The organism is Vescimonas fastidiosa (assembly GCF_018326305.1).
Taxonomy (GTDB): domain Bacteria; phylum Bacillota; class Clostridia; order Oscillospirales; family Oscillospiraceae; genus Vescimonas; species Vescimonas fastidiosa.
Map to the genome: position 1 here is coordinate 64,565 of NZ_AP023415.1, position 22,452 is coordinate 87,016.

At 59.9% G+C, this 22,452-nt stretch carries 20 protein-coding genes; 17 read left to right on the forward strand and 3 right to left on the reverse strand.

Features of this window, described 5'->3' with window-relative positions:
* Nucleotides 1-54: 54 nt before the first annotated feature.
* A complete protein-coding gene (gene tig, locus KI236_RS00325) occupies nucleotides 55-1,311 on the reverse strand; it encodes a trigger factor (protein WP_212818313.1) in 1,257 nt (418 codons plus the stop codon).
* A gap of 282 nt (nucleotides 1,312-1,593) precedes the next feature.
* On the opposite strand from tig, the gene KI236_RS00330 reads away from it, so the two are divergent.
* The 4 genes from KI236_RS00330 to gltA all read left to right on the forward strand — a co-directional run bounded on the left by KI236_RS00330 (nucleotide 1,594) and on the right by gltA (nucleotide 5,275).
* Nucleotides 1,594-2,301 carry a phosphatase PAP2 family protein gene (locus KI236_RS00330; protein ID WP_212818316.1) on the forward strand — a complete coding sequence of 236 codons (708 nt, stop codon included), beginning with the start codon at nucleotides 1,594-1,596 and terminating at the stop codon, nucleotides 2,299-2,301.
* The gene (locus KI236_RS00335; RefSeq protein WP_212818318.1) at nucleotides 2,273-2,932 is read left to right on the forward strand and encodes a Crp/Fnr family transcriptional regulator; all 660 of its coding nucleotides are present in this window, start codon (nucleotides 2,273-2,275) and stop codon (nucleotides 2,930-2,932) included. Before KI236_RS00330 ends, KI236_RS00335 begins: the two co-directional genes overlap by 29 nt.
* Before the next feature lie 104 nt (nucleotides 2,933-3,036).
* On the forward strand, nucleotides 3,037-3,879 hold the full coding sequence (locus KI236_RS00340; RefSeq protein WP_212818320.1) for a sulfide/dihydroorotate dehydrogenase-like FAD/NAD-binding protein: 843 nt from the start codon (nucleotides 3,037-3,039) through the stop codon (nucleotides 3,877-3,879).
* A 1-nt stretch (nucleotide 3,880) separates the two neighbouring features.
* Nucleotides 3,881-5,275 carry an NADPH-dependent glutamate synthase gene (gltA, locus tag KI236_RS00345; protein WP_212818322.1) on the forward strand — a complete coding sequence of 465 codons (1,395 nt, stop codon included), beginning with the start codon at nucleotides 3,881-3,883 and terminating at the stop codon, nucleotides 5,273-5,275.
* A 240-nt stretch (nucleotides 5,276-5,515) separates the two neighbouring features.
* Here the strand turns inward: gltA and KI236_RS00350 are convergent, their stop codons facing one another.
* On the reverse strand, nucleotides 5,516-6,289 hold the full coding sequence (locus tag KI236_RS00350) for a type III pantothenate kinase (protein WP_212818324.1): 774 nt from the start codon (nucleotides 6,287-6,289) through the stop codon (nucleotides 5,516-5,518).
* Between the two features lie 13 nt (nucleotides 6,290-6,302).
* Entirely contained in the window at nucleotides 6,303-6,872 is a 570-nt protein-coding gene (locus KI236_RS00355) for an ECF transporter S component (protein ID WP_212818326.1), read from the reverse strand.
* Nucleotides 6,873-7,577: 705 nt separating this feature from the next.
* On the opposite strand from KI236_RS00355, the gene KI236_RS00360 reads away from it, so the two are divergent.
* The 13 genes from KI236_RS00360 to KI236_RS00420 all read left to right on the forward strand — a co-directional run bounded on the left by KI236_RS00360 (nucleotide 7,578) and on the right by KI236_RS00420 (nucleotide 22,428).
* The gene (locus tag KI236_RS00360) at nucleotides 7,578-8,450 is read left to right on the forward strand and encodes a LysR family transcriptional regulator (protein ID WP_212818328.1); all 873 of its coding nucleotides are present in this window, start codon (nucleotides 7,578-7,580) and stop codon (nucleotides 8,448-8,450) included.
* Nucleotides 8,447-9,841, forward strand: coding sequence for a GNAT family N-acetyltransferase (locus KI236_RS00365; RefSeq protein WP_212818330.1), 1,395 nt, complete (start codon nucleotides 8,447-8,449; stop codon nucleotides 9,839-9,841). Before KI236_RS00360 ends, KI236_RS00365 begins: the two co-directional genes overlap by 4 nt.
* 338 nt (nucleotides 9,842-10,179) lie before the next feature.
* Nucleotides 10,180-11,583, forward strand: coding sequence for a spore germination protein (locus tag KI236_RS00370; RefSeq protein WP_212818332.1), 1,404 nt, complete (start codon nucleotides 10,180-10,182; stop codon nucleotides 11,581-11,583).
* A gap of 552 nt (nucleotides 11,584-12,135) precedes the next feature.
* Nucleotides 12,136-12,942 (forward strand): HAD-IIA family hydrolase, encoded by an 807-nt coding sequence (locus KI236_RS00375; RefSeq protein ID WP_212818334.1) that lies wholly within the window; start codon nucleotides 12,136-12,138, stop codon nucleotides 12,940-12,942.
* A 139-nt stretch (nucleotides 12,943-13,081) separates the two neighbouring features.
* Nucleotides 13,082-14,677, forward strand: a complete 1,596-nt coding sequence (locus KI236_RS00380; RefSeq protein ID WP_212818336.1) for an MFS transporter — start codon at nucleotides 13,082-13,084, stop codon at nucleotides 14,675-14,677.
* A gap of 1 nt (nucleotide 14,678) precedes the next feature.
* A complete protein-coding gene (locus tag KI236_RS00385) occupies nucleotides 14,679-15,512 on the forward strand; it encodes a glycerophosphodiester phosphodiesterase family protein (RefSeq protein WP_212818338.1) in 834 nt (277 codons plus the stop codon).
* 4 nt (nucleotides 15,513-15,516) lie between these two features.
* Nucleotides 15,517-16,062 (forward strand): 16S rRNA (guanine(966)-N(2))-methyltransferase RsmD, encoded by a 546-nt coding sequence (rsmD, locus tag KI236_RS00390; RefSeq protein WP_212818340.1) that lies wholly within the window; start codon nucleotides 15,517-15,519, stop codon nucleotides 16,060-16,062.
* A 4-nt stretch (nucleotides 16,063-16,066) separates the two neighbouring features.
* Nucleotides 16,067-16,549: a pantetheine-phosphate adenylyltransferase gene (coaD, locus tag KI236_RS00395; protein ID WP_212818342.1), complete on the forward strand. Its 483-nt coding sequence runs from the start codon at nucleotides 16,067-16,069 to the stop codon at nucleotides 16,547-16,549.
* 18 nt (nucleotides 16,550-16,567) lie between these two features.
* Nucleotides 16,568-17,101: a hypothetical protein gene (locus tag KI236_RS00400; RefSeq protein WP_212818344.1), complete on the forward strand. Its 534-nt coding sequence runs from the start codon at nucleotides 16,568-16,570 to the stop codon at nucleotides 17,099-17,101.
* Between the two features lie 357 nt (nucleotides 17,102-17,458).
* Nucleotides 17,459-17,875, forward strand: coding sequence for a division/cell wall cluster transcriptional repressor MraZ (gene mraZ, locus KI236_RS00405; protein WP_212818346.1), 417 nt, complete (start codon nucleotides 17,459-17,461; stop codon nucleotides 17,873-17,875).
* Nucleotides 17,876-17,878: 3 nt separating this feature from the next.
* A complete protein-coding gene (rsmH, locus tag KI236_RS00410; RefSeq protein ID WP_212818348.1) occupies nucleotides 17,879-18,844 on the forward strand; it encodes a 16S rRNA (cytosine(1402)-N(4))-methyltransferase RsmH in 966 nt (321 codons plus the stop codon).
* Between the two features lie 223 nt (nucleotides 18,845-19,067).
* Nucleotides 19,068-19,607, forward strand: coding sequence for a hypothetical protein (locus KI236_RS00415; RefSeq protein ID WP_212818350.1), 540 nt, complete (start codon nucleotides 19,068-19,070; stop codon nucleotides 19,605-19,607).
* A gap of 568 nt (nucleotides 19,608-20,175) precedes the next feature.
* Nucleotides 20,176-22,428, forward strand: coding sequence for a penicillin-binding transpeptidase domain-containing protein (locus tag KI236_RS00420; protein WP_212818352.1), 2,253 nt, complete (start codon nucleotides 20,176-20,178; stop codon nucleotides 22,426-22,428).
* Nucleotides 22,429-22,452 lie beyond the last annotated feature (24 nt).

Here is a 22,452-nt window from a genome sequence, read left to right on the forward strand (position 1 = left end):
CATGAACCGGGCAGGGTCTTTTTGCGTTTATTTGTAATAAGGCAGGGGGGAGGCTCAGATCTCCTTCCCGCTGTCCACCACAATGGCCCGTGCCCGGGCCAGGCGCAGGTCGTGGGTCAGGCGCTCTATGGGCAGGTTCTGCTTCAGCTGCTCCGGGGTCATGCCGTACAGGGCGGACATCTGGGTGTATTTCTCCTCCAGCTCCGCGTCGGTAAACCGGATGTTTTCCAGTCGGGCGATCTCTGTCATGGCCAGCTCAAACTCCACCGAGGCCCGGGCGCTGCTCTCCGCCTGCCGGCGCAGATCCTCCCGGGTAATGCCCGCCATCTCCAGATAGGCGTCCATGGTGGCCCCTTGGCTCTGAAGCTGCTGCTCCATGTCCTGCAGGAGACCGTCCAGCTGGCACTGGACCATCCGCTCCGGAATGTCCACCTCCATCCCGGCAATGACCTGCTGCACCAGGGCATCGGCGTAGGCGTCGGCGGCCTCCTGCTGCTTTGCGCGCACCGTCTGCTCCATGATGCTCCGGCGCAGGGCGGAGGTGTCGGCATAGCCCTGGGCCTTGGCAAATTCGTCGTTCATGTCGGGCTGCACCCGGCGTGTTATCTTGTGGACCTTGATGTGGAACACCGCGTCCTTGCCCGCCAGCTCCGGGGCATACTGGGTGGGGAAGGTGACGGCAATGTCCCGCTCGCCGCCCACGGCCAGCCCGGCCACCTGCTCCTCAAACCCGGGGATGAAGTAGCCGCTGCCCAGCAGCAGGGGATACTGCTCCGCCTTGCCGCCCTCAAAGGGTACGCCGTCCACGAAGCCCTCAAAGTCCAGCACCACCTCGTCGCCCATGGCGGCCTTCTCCGGGTGCTCCTCGGTGAGATGATTCTGCAGGTATTCCCCAATGGCGGCGGTAACATCGTCGTCAGACAGCTCCACCTGGGGCCGGGGAGCGGAGAGACCCTTGTACTGCCCTAGCTTCACCTCCGGGTAGAGGTCGATGAGGGCGCTGAATACATAGCCCTCGGGCCCGATGGCCTCCACGGTCAGCTCCGGGGCCCCGGCCACGCTGATGTCCTCCTGGCGCACGGCCTCCACCAGGGCAATGGGGAAAGTGCTATTCACCGCGTCCTGGTAAAACACATCGGCTCCGTGCTTTTCCTCCATCTCCTGCCGGGTGGGAAGGGAGCCGTCCTCCTTTGTAAACAGCGCCTTGCTCCGCTCATAGGCCTCCTCCAGCGCCTTTTCCCAGGCCTCCTGTTCCACCTGAATGGTCAGCACCACCCGGCGGTTCTCTTTATTTTCCCGTTTCAGCAGCATACTGCATCCTCCTCAAAATTTGACAGATGCATACAGTATAATATAAAGCCGCCCCTTTCCGCAAGTCGCCGCGTATAAAAAATGTTAAAAATTTGTGATATTTCCGTTTCTCCCTATGGCATCTGCCGGGAAATGTGCTATAATGGCAGGGTGTCTATTTGCGGCCCAATATGAGGAGCTGCTTTCCCCAAAAGCCTTGCAGGGGTTGCCTTCCCTGCAGACCACAAGCCTTTTGGCAAAAAAACGGAGTTTTTTCGCCAGCATAAGTGTCGGAGGATATTCATGCAAAAAATCAAGCACTTCATCAAAACCCATCCCCATATGTGGTGGGGTCTGTATCTGCCGGTGTACCTCATTCTGTATTTCGTTGTGGAGCATGTGGTCACCGACAATTACTGGCCCACCCAAACGGTCATCGACAACTATATCCCCTTCTGCGAGTATTTCGTCATCCCCTATGATAGCTGGGGCATCCTGCTGTTTATCCTGGGCGTGTTTTTTATTGTAAAGGACCCGGAGAGCTTCCGGCGCTATATGTGGTTCATTGCCATCGCCTATACCACCGCCACCCTTTTTTGCTTCCTGGTGCCCAACGGCCAGGACCTGCGCCCGGCGGAGCTGCCCCGGCAGAATATCTGCACCTGGATCCTGCAAATGACCTGGGCCGCCGATAATAATGCCAATGTTTTCCCCAGCGTCCATGTGCTGGGCGTGGTGGCGGCCATCGCCGCCATGTGGCACTCGCCGAAGCTGAAGCGGGTCTGGCAGATCGCCGGCACCGTTTGGTTTGTCATCATCGCGGCGTCTACCCTGCTTGTGAAGCAGCACGCCTTCATCGATTTGGCTGCTGCCCTGGTGTGGGGCGCCGTGGTCTATGTCATCGTGTATGTCATCATCGGGCATAAGAGAGATAAAATGGGTCTGCGCTGCGGCGCGGAGGACCCGGGAAGGGAGGACGGTCATGACCATTCCCCAGACCCCCGTATTTGAGGGTATCACGGCGGAGGAGTGCCGCCGCATCTATGAGTGCTTCGGCGTTCGGGAGCGGCGCTTTAAGCCCGAGGAGCAGATTTACGACTTCGGCAGCGGCGGACACAGCATCGGCATCTTAGTCTCCGGCTCCGCCATCGTGGAGCGTGTAGACCGCCGGGGCGACCGCACCATTTTGGAGCATCTTCTGCCCGGGGGTGTGTTCGGTGAGATGCTCATGTTTCAGAATGTCCTGGGCGACAGCATCGATGTGTCCTGCGAAAAGTCCTGCTCCGTCTGGTTCTTCCCCCAGGAAAAGCTGGAAAACCGCTGCGAAAAAAACTGCGGCCATCACAACCGCATGATCGAGAATATGTTCCACCTCATTGCCGAGAAGGCCACGGCCCTGTCCGAGCGGGTGGAGGTGCTCAGCCGCCGCAGCATCCGGGATAAGCTGCTGTGCTATTTCTCCCTCCAGCAGGCCAAAAACGGCGGCAGCTTCACCCTGCCCTTTTCCCTCAGCGCCTTGGCCGATTACATATCCACCGACCGCAGCGCCATGATGCGGGAACTGAAAAAGCTCCGCGAGGGCGGCGTGGTGCAGATCGAGGGTCGAAAAGTTACGATTTTAGCCGAGGATATTGCCCCGTAGGAATTGACAAAAGAAGATTTAATGTTAAAATAAAAACGAGATTATTCTCCCCAAGTAAGAGAGCGTATTCTTGCAAAAACTCACAAGGAAGGAAGATAGCACCTATGTATCGCATTGTTACAAAAACAGCTCTGAAGCCTACTGTGATCCTGTATGAGATCGAGGCCCCCATGGTGGCGAAGAAGGCTCAGCCGGGCCAGTTCATCATCCTGCGGGTAGATGAAAACGGCGAGCGTATCCCCATCACCATCCATGATTACGATCGGGAGAAGGGTACCGTCACCATCATCGTTCAGACCGTGGGCGCCACCACCGAGAAGCTCAGCCATAAGCAGCAGGGCGACTGCCTCCACGACTTTGTAGGCCCCCTGGGCAAGCCCACCGAGACCGAGGGCAAGAAGAAGGTCTGCGTAGTGGGCGGCGGCGTAGGCTGCGCCATTGCCTATCCTGTGCTGAAGAAGTTCCACGACTGCGGGGCTGAGGTCCACGCCGTGGTGGGCTTTAAGAATAAGGATGTTGTGATCCTGGAGGATAAGTTCCGGGCCGTTTCCTCCGTGCTGAAGGTCTGCACCGACGACGGCTCCTACGGCCAGAAGGGCCTTGTCACCGAGGCGCTGAAGGAGCTGCTGGATGCGGGCAATGTATATGATGAGATTTTCGCCATCGGCCCCATGGTGATGATGAAGTTCGTCAGCAAGACCACCGAGCCCTACGGCGTGCCCACCACGGTGTCCATGAGCCCCATCATGATCGACGGCACCGGTATGTGCGGCGGCTGCCGCCTGACTGTGGGCGGCGAGACCAAGTTCGCCTGCGTAGACGGCCCCGACTTCGACGGGCACAAGGTGGACTGGGACCTGGCTGTCAAGCGCAACCAGATGTATCACGATTTCGAGGTACATAAGCACGAAGAGGTCTGCAACCTCTTCAAGAAGGAGGTAAAGTAACATGGCTGTGAATATGCGTCAGGATAAGAATCCCATGCCTTCTCAGGACCCCAATGTCCGCAATCATAATTTCCTGGAGGTGGCCCTGGGCTACACCGAGGAGCAGGCTCTGGACGAGGCTGCCCGGTGTCTCAACTGCAAGGCCCACCCCTGTGTAAACGGCTGCCCCGTGAATGTCCGCATCCCCGAGTTCATTCAGAAGATCGTGGAAAAGGACTATGAGGGCGCCTATCAGGTCATTCACCAGACCAGCTCCCTGCCCGCCGTGTGCGGCCGCGTCTGCCCCCAGGAGAGCCAGTGCGAGATGCACTGCGTCCGGGGCAAGAAGGGCGAGGCCGTGGGTATCGGCCGCCTGGAGCGCTTCGTGGCCGACTGGCACAACGCCCACAGCACCGAGGCCCCCGAAAAGCCCCAGTCCAACGGCCATAAGGTAGCCGTGGTAGGCTCCGGCCCTGCCGGCCTCACCTGCGCCGGCGACCTGGCCAAGAAGGGCTACGATGTCACCGTGTACGAGGCCCTGCATCTGGCCGGCGGCGTGCTGGTGTACGGCATCCCCGAGTTCCGTCTGCCCAAGACCATCGTGCAGAAGGAAGTGGACGGCCTGAAGGCTATGGGCGTGAAGGTGGAGACCAACATCGTCGTGGGCCGCACCATCACCATCGACGAGCTGATGGAGGAGAACGGCTTTGAGGCCGTGTTTGTAGGCTCCGGCGCAGGCCTGCCCATGTTCATGCACATCCCCGGCGAGAACCTCAAGGGCGTGTATTCCGCCAATGAGTTCCTCACCCGTATCAACCTTATGAAGGCCTATAAGCCCGACTCCGACACCCCCATCATGGACCTCAAGGGCAAGAAGGTGGCTGTGGTCGGCGGCGGCAATGTGGCCATGGATGCCGCCCGCTGCTCCAAGCGCCTGGGCGCCGAGGTGTATGTGGTGTACCGCCGCGGCATGGAGGAGCTTCCCGCCCGTCATGAGGAGGTGGAGCACGCCATCGAGGAGGGCGTCATCTTCAAGACCCTCAATAACCCCGTTCAGATCAACGGCGATGAGCAGGACTGCGTGAAGTCCATGACCTGCATCGAGATGGAGCTGGGCGAGCCGGACGCCTCCGGCCGTCGCCGCCCCGTGGAGAAGCAGGGCAGCGAGTTCGACCTTCCCGTGGACGCCGTCATCATGTCCCTGGGCACCACCCCCAACCCCCTCATCAAGGCCACTACCAAGGGCCTGGAGGTCAATAAGAAGGGCTGCATCATCGTCAATGAGGACGGCCTCACCTCCCGTGAGGGCGTGTACGCCGGCGGCGATGCCGTTACCGGCGCTGCCACCGTCATCCTGGCCATGGGCGCCGGCAAGCTGGGCGCCAAGTCCATCGATGAGTTCCTGAGCGCAAAGTAAGCCAATACATAATAAAAGGGCGGGAGAGTCACTTCTCCCGCCTTTCTATACGGACGGAAACGCTTCCTGCACCCCTCCGTAGGGGCCTGCCTCCCGGACGACCCGAACCGGGCTTGTACAAATGCCATCGCCCTCCGTAGGGGCAGGGTTCTACCCCGCCCGTTGCGTCAAATCTCATCATAGAAAACAACCGAAATCAACAAAAAACTCTCTCCCGGTCCGGGAGAGAGTTTTTTCTGCTTATTTCTCGCAATTCAGCCTGTAAATCAGCTCCATGCCCCGCAGCAGCAGGCTTTCATCGTAGATGAACTCCCTGCGGCAGTGGGGAACAATGCACTCGGCCAGGCCGCCGGTGGCCAGGAGCGTGCATTTTTTGCCCAGCTCCGCCTCAAACCGCTCCGTCAGCCCGTCCATCATAGCCGCTGCGCCGAATACCGCGCCGCTTTGAATGGATTCCAAGGCCGTGCCGCATATGGCCTGCTTCGGCGCCTGGATGGATACCGACGGGAGCTGCGCCGTCCCGGAAAACAGGGCCTGCACGCCCAGCCGTACCCCGGCCAGGATGGCCCCGCCGATGTACCGGCGCTGCTGGTCCACCACCGTCACCGTGGTGGCGGTGCCCATGTCGAAGATAATGGCTGGCAGGGGGTATTCCGCCGCCGCAGCCGCGTCCGCCGCCAGGATGTCATTTCCCAGGGTGTCTCCCTCCGGGATGGCCAGAGTCAGCCCGCTTTTTGACCGGGATGTGACGATATACGGGGTGATGCCCGTCAGCCGCTGCACCACCTGGGACAGCACCGGTACCAAAACCGGCACCACGGAGCAGATCACCGCCCCGTCTACCCGGCCCAGCTCCACGCCCTCCCGGGCAAAGAGGCTGGCCGCCAGGGTAAAGTATTCCTCCACCGGCCGCTCCGGCACGGTGCCCAGGCGGTAGAGCCTGCGCGCCCGGCCCTCGCCCGCAGGCAGGCCGAAAACAATATTGGAGTTGCCTATGTCAATGGTCAGCAGCATTCCGTCCACCGCCTTACTTTTTCTTGCCGATGGCGATAAGCCGGGAGATCACCGGAGCCAGCACCACATTTACGCCGATCTCCAGTAAGAAGTTGCCGCCCGCCAGGCCCAAAATCATGTATGCTCCGGCGCTTTCATAGCCCAGAGCGGCAGCCCAGCCGTTGAGGGTCTCCATGAAGAACACCAGGCAGCCCAGCAGGAACACACCCGTGTTTACCAACGGGCAGACGATGGCTGCCATGATAATGGCCACCCACTGATTCTTCTTGCTCAGGGCCGTGTACACAAGCCCGGCGATAAGGCCGCACAGCGTACCTTTCACCAGAACCGTAATCACGGTGCCCAGGGGATTGACAGGCAGGAAAGCCGCTGCCTGCCCGGCAATGAGGATCACTCCGCCGGACACGAGGCCCAGCCACGCGCCCACCTTCCATCCATATATCGCAGCGCCCACCACAATGGGCACCAGGGATACATTGATGTTCAGTCCTCCGATTTGGAAGGTACCGCCTAAAAACTGCAGCACCAAGACGATGGCGGTGAACACACCCGCGCCCACCAAGTTCTTTGTTTTCTGATTCACTTTTCAAACCTCCTGCTGCCGCTCCGGCTAACCCGGATGCAGCGCAAATTTTGACGCAAAAAAGCGCCGAAAGCATTGTACCGCAACTGCGCCAAAAAGGCAAGACAATTTTTTCACGAACTTAAACACGCCTATAAAATCTCGCCGCTCAGCACATCCCGTCCCCTCCGTAGGGGCCGATGATCCTGTTGCGGTGCCCAAAATTTTTGCGCTGCCTTACGGCGGACGCCCCCAATTTTGACCGCGGCCACTCGCTCACTTCGCTTCCTCTGCCACCGGCAGCGCTCAGTTCGCTCCCCACATCGGCCCGCACGCAGGCACTTCTTGCAACCCTCCGTAGGGGCCGATGCCTACATCGGCCCGCCCCACCACATTTCTTGCAAAAAACTGTCATTGCGAGGGCGCGCCGCGCCCGTGGCAATCCGCACCTCCACCCCTAAAAATGAAACCTATAAAGGCCGCCTTTTTCAAGGCGGCCTTTATAGGTTTGAGGATAGAAAGGAAAAGCAATTCATGTAAGGAATTACTATGGACATACTATACGACGCAAACCTCGAATTGTAAAGCGACAAGTGTTCATTTTTTTTATGAGAATATGTCATGCTCGAATGGGAAATGTTGCAAATGCTATTGCATTTCTTCCGAAAACGGCGTATAACACATGTATGACATAATAACATGGAACCTGGAAAGGAGGGACGGTCTATGGAGACAAAAAAATTGGAGGCGCTGGTGATGGCGGTGCGCACGGGCAGCTTTACCCGGGCGGCGGAGGTGCTGGGCTATACCCAGTCCGGCCTGACCCACATGATGAACAGCCTGGAAAAGGACATCGGCTTTCCCCTCCTGGTGCGCAGCCGCAACGGCATCCGTCTCTCTGCTGCCGGGGAGCGGGTCTTGCCTATGATTGAGGACCTTCTCCGGGCCGGGGACACCCTGGAGCGGGAAATACGCCTCATCAACACCCGCCGGGAGGAGACCATCCGGGTAGGCTCCTACGCCAGCATCGCCGTGCATTGGCTGCCGGAGCTGATCCAGCGCTTCCGGGACCGGCATCCGGATGTGGCGGTGGACATTCAAATGGGCAGCGTCCAGGAGGTTTACAGATGGGTTCGGGAGGACAAGGTGGATATGTGCTTCGCCTCCCATCAGGAGGGCGGCAATTTCGACTGGATCCACCTGCGCAACGACCCCCTTTTGGCCATCCTGCCGCCGGGCTATGATCTCCGGGGCTGCAGCAGCCTACCCGTCTCCCGTCTGGAGGGCCTGGACTTTCTTATGCCGTCTCTGGGCTTCCATCTGGACATTATGCGGGCCCTGGGCGATGTAAAGCCCAATATTCAGCAGACCCATGTCAACGACAGCGTCATCATCTCCATGGTAGAGCACGGCCTGGGCGTCAGCATCCTGTCGGAACTGGTGCTTCGGGGCCGCCGGGATAATGTGGTGGCCGTGCCCTTGGACCCGCCGGCCGTGCGGGAGCTGGGCATCGCCGTGCGATCGAAAAAGGAGCTGCGCCCCATCGCCCGGCGCTTCATCACCGAGACAAAAGAGATTCTGGAGAATATACCGTTATGATTTTTGAACCTGTTACCCCGCAGAATGCGGAAAAATTAAGACCCTACTATATAAATTGTGACTACCGCCTGTGCGAGTATTCCGTGGGCGTGAAGCTCATGTGGGGCGGCGTGCTGCGCCCGGCCTATTGCCAGGCGGCGGGCTGCCTGATCGTTCGCAACGAAATAGATGGCCGCTACCAGTTTGATTTCCCTGTTCCCGGCCCGGAGGGAGATGTGGATGCGGCCCTGACCCTCATCGAAAAATACTGCACCCAGCAGGGAGTGCGCCCGGTGATCTCCGTGGTGCCGGAGGGGGAGGCCGGGCGGATGTTCCTCCGCTACCCGGTGGTGCGGCTCATCAGTGAGCGTCCCTGGAAGGACTATATCTATCGCCGGGAGGATCTGGCAAACTTCCCGGGCCGCCGTTACAGCGGCCAGCGCAACCATGTTAATAAATTCCGCAAGCTCTTCCCCGATGCGGAGTATGTGCCCCTGACCGGGGCGGACGAGCCGCTTCTGGAGCAATTCTGGCAGGATTACGGGGCGGAGTTCACCAAGCAGAATGCCATTGCGAAAAACGAGCTGCGCCTGGCTAAGGAGATGCTGCGCCACCTCTCCGGCGATTGGTTCGTGGCCGGCGGCCTGCTCCATCAGGGGCGCTTGATCGCCATCAGCATGGGCGAGCAGTGCGGCAGCACCATGCAGGTCCATATCGAAAAGGCCCTGTACTCCTGCCCCGGGGCCTACCCCGCTATGGTCCAGGCCTTCGCCCAGCACTGTGACGAGAGCGTGCAGTGGATGAATCGGGAGGATGACGCCCGGGACAAGGGCCTGCGCACCTCCAAAATGCAGTACCTCCCGACCTCCCTGGCCGGTAAGCTGTGCTTTGAGGTGGGCAGCGAGTTAGACCGTATTCGGCAGATCCCCACCCTGCACACGGACCGGCTGACCCTGGACGCCCTGGAGGAAAAGGATAAGCCGGCCTATAATGCCCTCTGCCTGGATGACGCGCGCAACCGTCTTTGGGGCTACGACTGGCATAAGGACTACGACGGCACCCCCCTGGAGGACTATTTTCTGAAAACGGCCCGGGAGGATTTCCGCCTGCGCCGCTGCGTGAATTTCGCCGTCCGTCTGGAGGGGAAATGCATCGGCGAGGCGGTGCTGTATAACCCCGACTGGCGGGGCGGCATGGAGCTGGGCTGCCGCATTGCCCCGGAATACGCGGGAAACGGCTATGGCACCGAGGCCTTTGCCGCTGCCGCCCATTGGGCTCTGTACGGCCTGGGCCTTGCCCGGGTGGCAGCCAAATGCTTTAAGGAGAACGAAGCCTCCTATAAAATGCTCTCCGCCTCCATGCGCCCCAGCACCCAAGACGACACCTATTTCTATTTCGAGAAAACCATCTGAATCACCCCTTGCACCCCTTGCAAAAACCCCTGTCATTGCGAGACCAGTTCGCAAACTGGTCGTGGCAATCCGTACCCCCGTCCTTATAGGCCCCCTTGCCTAAAGGGGGCTGGCACGGTGAAGCCGTGACTGGGGGATTCTTTCCACGCACCCCCCGGCAGAGCACACGGGCCCTGCCCTACAAAAAACCATGTAGGGCGGGACCCATGTGTCCCGCCACACAATTCACCCCATGTACTTCCCCTATCTTTCCTCTCTCACCATTTTCGCTCCGGGCGTATGCCCGGCTCTTTTTTTGCCCATACTATACCCATAATTCGGGAAAACGGAGGGGCATTATGAACCGACCCTTTGCGGAGAAATGCCGCCAGCTGGACGACCTGCTGGGCGTGGGCCGCTGCTTTGATATGGTGAGCCGGGAGCTGTATGTAGGGGACCGCCGAGCCAAGCTCTGGGTGGTCAACGGCTACGCCAAGGACCTGCTCCTGGAGCGGGCCGTGGAAAAGCTCCAGGCCATCCCCACCCTGGCGGATATACCGGACCTGGACGCCCTTTTGCGGCGCTATGTCACCATCTGCGACGCGGGCACCTGCTGCGACCGTATGCAGGCGGCATCGGATGTGTTTGCGGGCAAGACGCTTTTGGTGGTGGAGGGCTATGACGGCGGCCTGCTGCTGGATGCCAAGGAGTATCCCACCCGCTCCGTCCAGGAGCCGGACTCCGGCAAGGTCCTCCGGGGCAGTCACGACGGCTTTGTGGAGAGCATTATGGAAAACGCCGCCCTCCTGCGCCGGCGCATTCGTGACCCGGCCCTGACCCTGGAGCGTGTCCGGGTCAGCCGCCGCTCCCAGTGTGATGTGGCCCTGTGCTACCTGGAGGGCCGGGCGGACCGCAAGCTCCTCTCCCAGCTTCGGGAAAAGCTCCGCAGCGCCCCCATCCGGTCTGTCGCCATGAGCCAGGAGACCATCGCCGAGGCCATCGCCCCCCGCCAGTGGTATAATCCTTTCCCCAAGACCCGCTATACCGAGCGCCCGGATGTGGCCACCGCCTCCCTGATGGAGGGCAATATCCTCCTGCTCATCGACAATACCCCCGCCGTCATGCTTCTCCCGGTGTCCCTCCTGCGGTTTAACGAGGAGATCAATGACTACTATTTTCCGCCCCTGGTGGGCACCTACCTGCGCATCATCCGCTTTTTTGTCATGCTCCTCAATGTCATCATCACGCCCCTTTGGTATCTGCTGGCCACAGACCCGGCGGGCCTGACCCCACCCTGGGATTTCCTCCTGGTGCAGGGGGATTGCGCCGTGCCCCTGGCCCTGCAGCTTCTGCTGGTGGAGCTGCTTGTAGATGTGCTGAAGCTGGCATCGCTGAATACGCCGGATGCCCTGGGCAACTCCTTCAGTATGCTGGGTGCGCTGATTCTGGGTGACTTTGCGGTGCAGTCCCGTTGGCTGGTGCCGGAGGTGCTGGTGTATATGGCCTTCGTAGCCGTGAGCAACTTCGCCCAGCACAGCTTCGAGATGGGCTACGCCTGCAAGCTCTGCCGTATGGCTCTGCTGCTGTGCGCCATCACCCTGCGCTGGTGGGGCTTTGCCCTGGGTCTGGTGGGCGTGCTGGTGCTGATGGCCACCGCCAAGCCCATAGCGGGCCGCGGCTATCTTTACCCCCTGCTGCCCTTTGACGGCAAAGCCCTCCGCTCCCTTCTCCTCCGCCGCCCCGCCAAAAAGGATAACACATAAAACAATAAATGTGTCACTGCTGTGGCAATCCGCCCCCCCCGTCCCCCCGGCCCCCTTGCCTAAAGGGGGCTGGCACGGCGAAGCCGTGACTGGGGGATTCCTCACCTCACCGCACCTCTTGTAACGCTTCCGTAGGGGACGATGCCCACATCGTCCCGCGTCCTGTACTACTTGCAACCCTCCGTAGGGGCGACCCTTGCGGTCGCCCGCCCATTGCACCTCTTGTTGCACTTCCGTAGGGGCCGATGCCTACATCGGCCCGCCCACCGCACTTCTTGTTGCACTTCCGTAGGGGCCGATGCCTACATCGGCCCGCCCATCGCACTCCTTGTAACCCTCCGTAGGGGCGGACGCCTCTACCTGCCCTCCGGGTCTGTACCGCATTTCTTATAATGTGTCATTGCGAACCAGTGACCGATGTCACTGGTGTGGCAATCCGCATCCCCGTACCCCCGTCCTCCACAATTTTTCCTCCCCCAAAGCCGTTTTGCTTGCTTGCAAGGCGGCTTTGTGCTATGATAACATCGTATTTGTATGAAAAGGGGGGACCCCATGCCCACGCTGCGGGAAAAACGCCTGTTTCTTCTGGATATGGACGGCACTATTTATCTGGACGACCGCCTCTTTGACGGTGTCATTCCCTTTTTGCATTACATCCGTCAGGTGGGTGGCCGCTACCTCTTCCTCACCAATAATTCCTCCCGGGGCGTGGAGGGCTATATGGAAAAGATGCGCCGCTTGGGCATTGAAACGGAAAAATCCGACTACCTCACCTCTGTGGATGTAAGCATCGCCGCCCTGCAAAAGGAGCGCCCGGGGAAAAAGTGCTATGTGTTCGGCACCCGCTCCTTTTACGCCCAGCTGGAAAGCGCCGGTATCCCCGTCACGGATAGGCCCGACCCGGATGTTGATATTCTTCTGTGCGGCTTTGACCGGGAGCTGACCTTTCAAAAGCTGGAGGACGCCTGCATTCTCTTAAATCGCGGGGCCGAGTTCTGGGCCACCAACCCGGACTGGGTCTGCCCCACCTGGTACGGCTCCGTCCCCGACTGCGGCAGCGTCTGCCGTATGCTCACCACCGCCACCGGCCGCACCCCCCGTTTTTTGGGTAAGCCCCGGCCGGACATGGTGTATCTTTCCATGGCCCGCACCGGCTTTCCCCCCGCTCAGACGGTGCTTTTGGGGGACCGGCTCTACACGGATATTGCCTGCGGCGTCAATGCCGGTATTGACACGGTGTTCGTTCTCTCCGGCGAGGGGACGGAGGCGGATATAGAAAAATTCGGCGTCCATCCCACCTGGGTGCGCCGGGATATTGCAGAGATTCTGCAAGAACTGCAAAAAACGGAGGATAATTGAAAAAATTTCAATTTTCATTTTATTTAAGCCGTTTTTCTCGCCGCTTTCGCGGCAACCGAAAAATAGGACGCTTTATGACCGTTCTTTCTGTTGGTCATTTGTGCCTTGCAACATAGCGGAAAGGAATGGTCATAAAAACATGAAACTAAACTACAAGCGGACGATTCTGGTGGGCTTTGCCTTTTTCCTGATCTGTGCCTTTTGGCAGGCCTACGACAATACCATCCCCCTGATTCTCACCAATAAATTCGGTATGTCCCAGACCTGGTCTGGCGTCATCATGGCTCTGGATAATGTCTTGGCCCTGTTCCTGCTGCCTCTGTTCGGCGCCATCTCCGACCGCAGCCACAGTAAAAAGGGCCGCCGCACTCCCTTCATCGTGGTGGGCACCCTCATTGCCGCCGTGGCTCTGGTGGGCCTGAGCTTTGTGGACCTGGCCCAGCTCAATAATATTAAGGAGGTCTCCGCCATCGACGACCCCGCCGCCCTGGTGACCATCTATGAAAAGGAGAAGGACGAGACCCTCCTGACCCCCGATGGCGCGCGTTTCACCCTTTCGGAGCGGTTTACCCAGGAGGAGTTCTCCGCCATCCGCAGCCAGATCCAGGAGGGGGAAAAGACCCACACCAATCCCGACTATACCAATTATGTGGTCCCCGCCCGGCAGGCCTACGCCTGGCAGGTAACGGCGGAGAGCCCCGCCACCCTGGTGTTTTTCATTGTTTTGCTGCTGGTGGTGCTGGTGAGCATGGCCACCTTCCGCTCCCCGGCGGTTGCCCTGATGCCGGATGTCACCGTGAAGCCCCTGCGCAGTAAGGCCAACGCCATCATAAATCTCATGGGCTCTGCCGGCGGCATATTGGTTCTGGCCCTGGGCATGGTCTTTGCCACCGCCTCCGTGCGCAACTCCCTCATGAGCTACACCGCCTATTTTGCCGTTATCGCCGCCATTATGCTCACGGCCCTGGTGATCTTCCTGCTCACCGTCCGGGAGCCGGAGTGGGCCGCGCAGATGGTCCAGGACTCCGTGCGCTACGGCCTGGAGGACAAGCCTGAGACGGTGGAAGGCGACGACGGTACGGAGACCTACGAGGCCCAGGTGCAGCCCGCCGTCAAGGGCGGCCTGTCCCCGGAGGAGAAGAAGTCCATGATCTTCATTCTCCTGTCCATTGTCCTGTGGTTCTTCGGCTATAACGCCGTCACCAGTAAATACTCGGTCTATGCCAGCAATATTCTCCATAAGGACTATAACCTCACCCTCATCATCGCCCAGGCGGCGGCCATCATTTCCTACCTGCCCGTGGGCATGATCGCCTCCAAGGTGGGCCGGAAAAAGACCATCTGCGCCGGCGTTATCATGCTGGCCACGGCCTTCGGCGTGGCGGCCTTCCTGCGGGATAACAGCCCCGCTATGCTCATGAATGCCATGTTCGCCCTGGCGGGTATCGCCTGGGCCACCATCAATGTAAACTCCTTCCCCATGGTGGTGGAGATGTGCTCGGAGCAGGATGTGGGCCGCTACACGGGCCTTTACTACACCGCCTCCATGGCCGCCCAGGTGGCCACGCCCATGTTCTCGGGCCTGCTGATGGATAAGCTGGGCATGACGGTGCTGTTCCCCTACGCGGCGGTGTTCTCCGCCCTGGCCCTTGTGACCATGCGCTTCGTCCGCCACGGCGACAGCCGCCCCGAGGCCAAGAAGGGCCTGGATGCATTGGAGGATATGGATAACTGATATGTGGACCGTCATTTTAATTGTTATTATCCTGCTGCTCCTGGCAGAGATATTCGCCCTGCTGACCGTGTGCCGCCGGGGCCATTCCTACTGGACACTGCTGCGGAAATACCGCTATGCCCACCGGGGCTACCACGGCAAGGATTTAGCCCCGGAAAACTCTCTCCTTGCCTATAAGGAGGCCATCCGCCGGGGCTTCGGCGTGGAGCTGGATGTCCATTTGATGAAGGACGGAAACCTGGCCGTTATCCACGATGCCAGCTTATTGCGCACCGCCGGGGCCGATGTTCTGGTGGAGGATCTGACGGCGGATGAGGTAAAGCAGTATCGGCTGGAGGGTACCGATGAGCAGATTCCCCTGCTGGAGGAGGTCTTGCCCCTGTTTGAGCAGAGCGGCCTTCCCCTGGTGGTGGAGCTGAAAGCGGAGCGGGGGAACCACGATGCTCTGGCCGACGCCACCTGTGCGGTGCTGGATAAGTATAAGGTGCTGTACTGCATTGAGTCCTTCGACCCCCGGTGCATCCGGTGGCTGAAAAAGAATCGCCCGGAGATCGTCCGGGGCCAGCTCAGCGAAAACTTCCTCCGCCACGGCGACGGCGGCAATATGCCCAAACCCCTGCTCTGGGCCCTGGGCAATTTGCTGACCAACTGCCTGGCCAAGCCTGATTTTATCGCCTACCGGTTTTCCGACCGGGATAATCTCTGCCTGCGCTGGTGCCGGTGGTTCTATCATGTCCAGGAGATCAACTGGACCATCATCACAAAAGAGGAGATGTGCGCGGCGGAGTCTGCCGGAAATCTTGTGATTTTCCAGGACTTCGATCCCCGCCTGTAAAGCTATGAGAGTTATCACAGGGTCTGCCCGCGGCAGACGGTTAAAGGAGCTGGAGGGCCTGGAGACCCGCCCCACCACGGGGAAGGTCAAGGAGGCTCTGTTCTCCGTCATCCAGTTCGATATTGAGGGGCGCCGGGTCCTGGACCTCTTCGCCGGCACCGGCCAGCTGGGCATTGAGGCCCTGAGCCGGGGGGCGGAGAGCGCCGTGTTCGTAGAGCGGCGCAAGGATGCCCTCCAGGCCATCCGGGAGAATCTGGAGGCCTGCGGCTTTTCGGATCGGGCCCGGGTGGTAAACGGCGATGCCATGAGCTACCTGAAGTCCGGCGAGAAGTTCGACCTGATTTTTTTGGACCCCCCCTACGCCTCCGGCCTCTTACAGCAGGCCCTGGAGGAAATCGCAAGGTTTGACATTTGCCGCAGACATGGTATAATTGTGGCGGAAAGTGCGGCGGATCAGGCTCTGCCCCCGCTCAGCGGCCCCTATTCGATATACAGAGAGTATCGTTACGGCAAAATAAAACTCACTGTATACCATAGAAACGAGGATTGACCCCATGAAAATAGCCATCTATCCCGGCAGCTTCGACCCCATTACCCTGGGACACCTGGACATCATCCGCCGCGCCGCCCTGTGCTTTGACAAGGTTTATGTGTGCGTGATGGACAACTGCAATAAAAAAGCCCATATGTTCCCGGCGGAAAAGCGCCTGGAGATGCTGCGCCGGTCCGTGGCGGATCTGCCCAATGTAGAGGCGGAGCTGTTCCGGGGATTGCTGGCCGACTACGCCCGGGAAAAGGACGCCCGCATCATCGTCAAGGGCCTGCGCAATGCCACGGACTTTGACCAGGAGTACCAAATGGCCGCCATCAACCGGGGCATCTGGGCGGATCTGGAGACAGTGTTTCTGCCCGCCAGCATCGCCTACCAGCACTTCAGCTCCACCATGGTCCGGGAGATGATCCGCTATGGCCAGCCGCTGGAAAAATATGTTCCCCTGCCTGTGGCGGAGGAACTGAAGCACCACCTATCAAATTGAAAACCGGGAGGATATAGTATGGAAGAAAAAGATCTGCAGCGCCTGCTGGACATGCTCTACGGCATGATCGACGAAGCCAAAAGCGCCCCCTTCAGCGCCGAAAGATGCACCATCAACCGTGACGAGGCTTTGGACATCCTCACGGAGATCCGCAGCCGTATGCCCCTGGAGATCAAGAAGGCCCAGGAGCTGATCCGCGCCCGGGAGGAGTATATCGCCTCGGCAAAAAAAGAGGTGGAGAAGATGCTCCGCCAGGCCGATCTGGACGCGAAAACCATCGTCTCCGAGAGCGAGACCCTTCAGCGCGCCCGCATGAAGTCCGCGGAGATCATCCATCGGGCCGAGGAGCGCACGAGCGAGCTCTATCGGGTGGCCAACGCCTACACCGAGGATGCCCTGCGCCGCACCGAGGAGGCCATTCAGATGGCTCTGGACGAGGTGCGCCAGTCCCGGGTCCGCTTCCGGGCCGCCTCCAACGAGCAAATGCAGCAAATCCGCAGCGGCTCCGCTCCTGAGCCGGAGGAAAAGCCGGAGGAGAATGGAGAAAACTGACAAAATATGCGGTAAAATTTCGTAGAAACGCACAAATTGTCGAAGGACTCTCCGGGACTCTCTTGGTATAAAACTATATATCGTGTCTCACCCGAACACCGTCCACTATATGTAGTGGGCGGTGTTTTTTCGTTCCGGGAAATAGGCAAACAACTGTTCTAATTTATGCAAAAACAGTACAAAATACCCGATTTCCTTAGGAAATATGTTCCATTTTAGGAAAAAAATATTCTTGCAATTAGCCGCCCGATTTACTATACTGTAACCATAGAAGTGGGGCGTTGTGGGGGTAATGCCCATATTTGTGGGGGATAATCCCACACGATCCCACAAAAACCCATGGAAGGAGGGACAGCCGTGACCGGCCAATACGCACACAATATCGATGCCAAGGGGCGGCTGTTCATCCCCGCCAAGCTCCGGGAAGAGCTGGGCCAGACCTTCCATGTCACCATCGGCCTGGATCACTGCCTCTCCATCTATTCCAACGAGAGCTGGGACGCCTTCATGGCCAAGCTTCGTGACCTGCCGTACAGCAAGGCCAAGGCCCTGCGTGTTCTGTCGGCCAACGCCGTGGACTGCGAGCCCGATGCCCAGGGCCGCATCCTCATCCCCGCCAAGCTCCGTCAGTATGCGGACCTGCAAAAGGAAGTGGTGGTCATCGGCAGCTTCGACCGGGCTGAGATCTGGAGTGCCGACCGCTGGGCCCGTGAGGAGACCCTGGCCTTCGAGAGTGGCGCCCTGGAGCGGGCTATGGAAGAGATGGGACTGTAAGCTATGGGATTTGACCGCAATGCCGCATCCGATCAGGCCTTCGGCCATAAGCCGGTGCTGCTGGAGGAGTGCCTGACCGCTCTGAATATAAAGCCCGACGGCATTTATGTAGACGGCACCCTGGGCCGGGCCGGACACTCCCTGGAGATCGTAAAAAAACTCACCGGAAATGGCCGCCTTATCTGCCTGGATCGGGACGAAACGGCCATTGAGGCCGCCAAAATTCGCCTGGCCGACTATCTGGACCGGGTGACCCTGGTACACAGCAATTTCAGCCGCATCGCCGAAGTCCTGCACGAGCTGGACATTCCCGGCGTAGACGGGATGCTCTTTGACCTGGGCGTCTCCTCACCGCAGCTGGACGAAGCCCGGCGCGGCTTCTCCTATATGCACGACGCCCCCCTGGATATGCGCATGGACCGCACGGCGGCCCTTACCGCCCGGGATGTGGTCAATGACTGGAGCTACGAGGACCTGCGCCGCATCCTCTTTGAATACGGCGAGGAGCGCTATGCCCCGGCCATCGCCAAGGCCATCGTCCGCCGCCGCCAGGAAGCGGCCATCGAGACCACCGGCCAGCTGGTGGGCATCATCCGCGCTGCCATGCCTCCTGCCGCGCTGCGGGAAAAGCAGCACCCGGCTAAGCGCAGCTTTCAGGCCATCCGCATCGCCGTCAACGATGAACTGGGCGAGCTGCCCCCCATGCTCCAAGCCGCCTCCGACGCCCTCCGCCCCGGCGGACGCCTGGCCGTCATCAGCTTCCATTCCCTGGAAGACCGTATTATTAAGAAAACCTTGCAGGAGCTCTCCACCGGCTGCACCTGCCCGCCGAATTTCCCTGTGTGCGTTTGCGGCAAAAAGCCCAAGATGAAGCTGGTAGGCCGCAAACCCATCGTGGCAGGCGAGGCGGAGCTGGTCTATAACCCCCGGGCCCGCAGCGCCAAGCTCCGGGTGGCAGAAAAGATATAAGACCTGGCGAAAAAACTCCGTTTTTTCTGCCAAAAGGCTTACAGCCTGCTGCGCGCATAATTTTTGCGCTGGGCGCAAAAATTCCACACTGGCAGCCTGAGAGGTATTTTTCCTCACGCGCATGTCGCGGTGAAAAATGATTGGAGTTTTCGCGTCTGCGGACGCGAACTCTGCGAGGCTTTTTAGAAGAAGATAAATCCAAGAAAGAAAGGAAGAGGAAATCATGGCACAGAAATATGATCGCCGCAGATACGGATATACAGACGGCTCCCTGGCCTATGATCTGGACGCCCTGGCCCGGGAACGCGCATTAGACGATGCCGGCCGCATGGAGCAGCCGCACCGGGAGCCGACCCCCCAGCCCAAGCGCCAGCCTGTGGCCCGGCCCGTGGCCAAGCCCTCTCCCTTGGTTTTGGCCTGCGCGGTGCTGCTGACGGGCCTGGTGGTGCTGCTGCTCATGGGCTACGTGCGTCTGACCCAGGTAAACACGGATATTTCCGAGATGAAGTCGGAGATCAGCCAGCTGGAGGAGCGTCAGGTAGCCCTGCTGACCCAGTATGAAAAGACCTTTGACCTGGCCACTGTCAAGCGGGTGGCCGAGGAGGCGGGCATGAAGAAGCCCACCAGCGGCCAGGTGGAGTACCTGGAGCTGCCCTCCAGCGACAGCGCCGTGGTGTATCGCGGCGATGCGGGCACAGCCCTTGAAAACATCGTGGACTCCATAGCCGCCGCAGTCTCTTCTGTGGTGGAATATTTCCGCTGAGTCCTCCCATATAGTGAAGCGAGGAGTAAGGGAGTAAGAAGGAGACTTCTTGCTCCTTGCTTTGGTCTCATAGCCACAACGCTAAACCCGCCCCAAACGCACTTCTTGCACCCCTCCGTAGGGGCGGGGTTCTACCCTGCCCGCCCGTAAGCACACCTTGCAAATTCCGTAGGGGCCGATGCCTACATCGGCCCGCTCTACCGCACCCCTTGTAACCCCCCTGTCATTGCGAACCAGTGACCGATGTCACTGGTGTGGCAATCCGCAACCCCCGTCCCCTTGGCCCCCTTGCCTAAAGGGGGCTGGCACGGCAAAGCCGTGACTGGGGGATTCTTTCCCCGCACCCCCGGTAGGGCACACGGGCCCTGCCCTACATGGTGTTGCGTTATCGGGGCCGGGCGGACAGGGGCGTCCGCCCCTACAAGGAATTCCGTAGGGGCCGATGCCTACATCGGCCCGCCCTACCGCACCCCTGCAAAACTCCCTGTCATTGCCGGGGCGTACACCGCCCACAGCAATCCGTAATACCCCTGCCAACTCAGCCAAAATGCGAGAAAAGGAGCAAAAAATGACCCCCACCAACGGCGAAATGAACCGCAAAAGTGAAAAGGTCCGTCGGGCCAACCGCACCATCCAAAACCGCACCCTGATCCTCATGGCCTTTTTGGGTGTAGGTGTGTTCATTGCGCTCTTTTTCAAGCTCTTCTCCCTGCAAATTCTGCGCCACGACGAGCTGGAGGCCAAGGCCCTGGACCAGCAGACCCGCAGCACCGTGGTCACCGCCACCCGGGGCACCATTTACGACCGCAACGGCAATATTATGGCCATCTCCGCCACAGCGGAAACGGTTTTTCTCTCCCCTCTGGAAATGAATCGCGCCCTGAACGACAAGGATGCCCCCGTCACCTGGACCAAGGACAGCGTGGCCCAAAGGCTCTCGGAGATCCTGCAGATCAACAAGGAGGGCATCCTCAAGAAAATGGAGCGCACCGACTCCCAGTACGAGGTGCTGAAAATGCGCATAGAGGAGGAGGTAGCCGACCAAATTCGCAGCTACATCAATGATGAGGGCGTGGTGGGAGTCTACATGGCCACCGATGCCAAGCGCTACTATCCCTATTCCACCCTGGCCTCTCAGGTCATTGGCTTCGTAGGCACAGACAACACCGGCCTCTACGGCCTGGAGGCCCGGTATAACAGCACCCTGGAGGGGCAAACGGGCCTGGTGGTGTCTACCAAGGACCCGGCGGGCAACGATATGCTCTATGGCTATGAGCAGTATTATAAGGCGAAAAACGGCAGCGACATCGTCCTGACCCTGGACGCCACCGTTCAGTATTATGTGGAAAAGGCCATTAATGAGATGGTCACCGCCACCGAGGCCGCCAACGGCGCCACGGGCATTGTCATGGATGTGGAGACCGGCGCGGTTTTGGCCATGGCCTCCAGCCCCGGCTACGACCTGAATGACCCTTCCTCCATTTATGATGCCGCCGTCGCCAAGCTGGTGACGGAGAAGAAGCTGGACCTGGCGGACGCCCAGCTGCGCCAGTGGCGCAACAAGGCCATCAACGATACCTATGAGCCCGGCTCCACCTTCAAGGTCTTGACCCTGGCGGCGGCTCTGGAGGAGGGGGTTATCGACAAGGATACCACCTTCGACTGCTCCGGCTCCATCCATGTGCTGGACGCCACCATCCACTGCAGCAACCGGGGCGGCCACGGCCACCAGACCCTGGAGCAAACGGCGGGTAACTCCTGCAACCCCGCCTTCATCACCTACGGCCTGCGCCTGGGCACGGAGAAGTTCTATGATTATATGAAGAACTTCGGCATCATAAACGGCAGCGGCATCGACTTAGACGGCGAGGCCCTGGGCATCTTCGCCCCCCAGGAGACCTCCTCGGAGCTGGACCTGGCCTGCTACGCCTTCGGGCAGAACTTCAATACCACCCCCATTGCCCTTATTTCCGCCCAGGCCGCCTGCATCAACGGCGGCTACCTCCACACTCCCTATGTGGTGGAGCGGGTGGTGGACAGCGACGGCAATGTTCTCTCCAGCCATGATACCACCCCGGTGCGCCAGGTGGTCAGCGAGGAGACCTCCGCCCTGGTGCGTCAGTGCCTGGAGTATGTGGTTTCCTCCGGCACGGGCCGCAACGGTCAGGTGAAGGGCTACCGCATCGGCGGCAAAACCGGCACGGCGGATAAGGGGAAAACAGGCGACACCATTTTGTCCTTCATGTGCTTTGCCCCGGCGGATAAACCCAAGTATATCATGCTCCTGACCCTGGATACCCCTGCCGGGGAGGGCCGTGGCGGCGGCGGCACCGTAGCCCCCTATGCCAGCCAGATCATGTCGGAGATTCTTCCTTATTTGGGCGTGGAGCCCTCCTATTCCGCGGAGGAGCTGCTGGGCTCCGACACCACGGTGAACTATGTGATCGGTATGTCCGTTTCGGACGCCGAGGCCAAGCTGAAGGCCCGGGGCTTCTCTGTGAAGGTGGTGGGCGACGGCGATACCGTCACCGACCAGACCCCCGAGGGCGGCACGGTGATCCCCGGCAAGTCCCGGGTGATCCTCTATGCCGGGTCGGAAAAGCCCAGTACCCTTTGCACCGTGCCGAACCTGGTGGGCATGTCCCCCAGTGAGGCCAATGTTGCGGTGAGCAGCGCGGGACTGATCCTGCGCTTCACCGGTACCACAGACAGCGGCTCGGACAGCATCCGGGTCATCAATCAGTCGGAGGCCGCAGGCTCCCAGGTGGAGGCGGGGACAGTGATTTCCGCCCAGCTCCGGGACGGCGGCGTGACGGACTGAGACCGGCGCAGAGCTTTGCTTTTT

Bases quoted from the DNA above. Each gene is read 5' to 3' on its own strand.
- KI236_RS00385 (WP_212818338.1), top strand. From the start codon at position 14,679: ATGTGGACCGTCATTTTAATTGTTATTATCCTGCTGCTCCTGGCAGAG.
- KI236_RS00360 (WP_212818328.1), top strand. From the start codon at position 7,578: ATGGAGACAAAAAAATTGGAGGCGCTGGTGATGGCGGTGCGCACGGGC.
- KI236_RS00420 (WP_212818352.1), top strand. From the start codon at position 20,176: ATGACCCCCACCAACGGCGAAATGAACCGCAAAAGTGAAAAGGTCCGT.
- KI236_RS00400 (WP_212818344.1), top strand. From the start codon at position 16,568: ATGGAAGAAAAAGATCTGCAGCGCCTGCTGGACATGCTCTACGGCATG.
- tig (WP_212818313.1), bottom strand. From the start codon at position 1,311: ATGCTGCTGAAACGGGAAAATAAAGAGAACCGCCGGGTGGTGCTGACC.
- coaD (WP_212818342.1), top strand. From the start codon at position 16,067: ATGAAAATAGCCATCTATCCCGGCAGCTTCGACCCCATTACCCTGGGA.
- KI236_RS00375 (WP_212818334.1), top strand. From the start codon at position 12,136: ATGCCCACGCTGCGGGAAAAACGCCTGTTTCTTCTGGATATGGACGGC.
- rsmD (WP_212818340.1), top strand. From the start codon at position 15,517: ATGAGAGTTATCACAGGGTCTGCCCGCGGCAGACGGTTAAAGGAGCTG.
- gltA (WP_212818322.1), top strand. From the start codon at position 3,881: ATGGCTGTGAATATGCGTCAGGATAAGAATCCCATGCCTTCTCAGGAC.
- rsmH (WP_212818348.1), top strand. From the start codon at position 17,879: ATGGGATTTGACCGCAATGCCGCATCCGATCAGGCCTTCGGCCATAAG.
- KI236_RS00330 (WP_212818316.1), top strand. From the start codon at position 1,594: ATGCAAAAAATCAAGCACTTCATCAAAACCCATCCCCATATGTGGTGG.
- KI236_RS00335 (WP_212818318.1), top strand. From the start codon at position 2,273: ATGACCATTCCCCAGACCCCCGTATTTGAGGGTATCACGGCGGAGGAG.
- KI236_RS00415 (WP_212818350.1), top strand. From the start codon at position 19,068: ATGGCACAGAAATATGATCGCCGCAGATACGGATATACAGACGGCTCC.
- KI236_RS00365 (WP_212818330.1), top strand. From the start codon at position 8,447: ATGATTTTTGAACCTGTTACCCCGCAGAATGCGGAAAAATTAAGACCC.
- KI236_RS00370 (WP_212818332.1), top strand. From the start codon at position 10,180: ATGAACCGACCCTTTGCGGAGAAATGCCGCCAGCTGGACGACCTGCTG.
- KI236_RS00350 (WP_212818324.1), bottom strand. From the start codon at position 6,289: ATGCTGCTGACCATTGACATAGGCAACTCCAATATTGTTTTCGGCCTG.
- KI236_RS00380 (WP_212818336.1), top strand. From the start codon at position 13,082: ATGAAACTAAACTACAAGCGGACGATTCTGGTGGGCTTTGCCTTTTTC.
- KI236_RS00340 (WP_212818320.1), top strand. From the start codon at position 3,037: ATGTATCGCATTGTTACAAAAACAGCTCTGAAGCCTACTGTGATCCTG.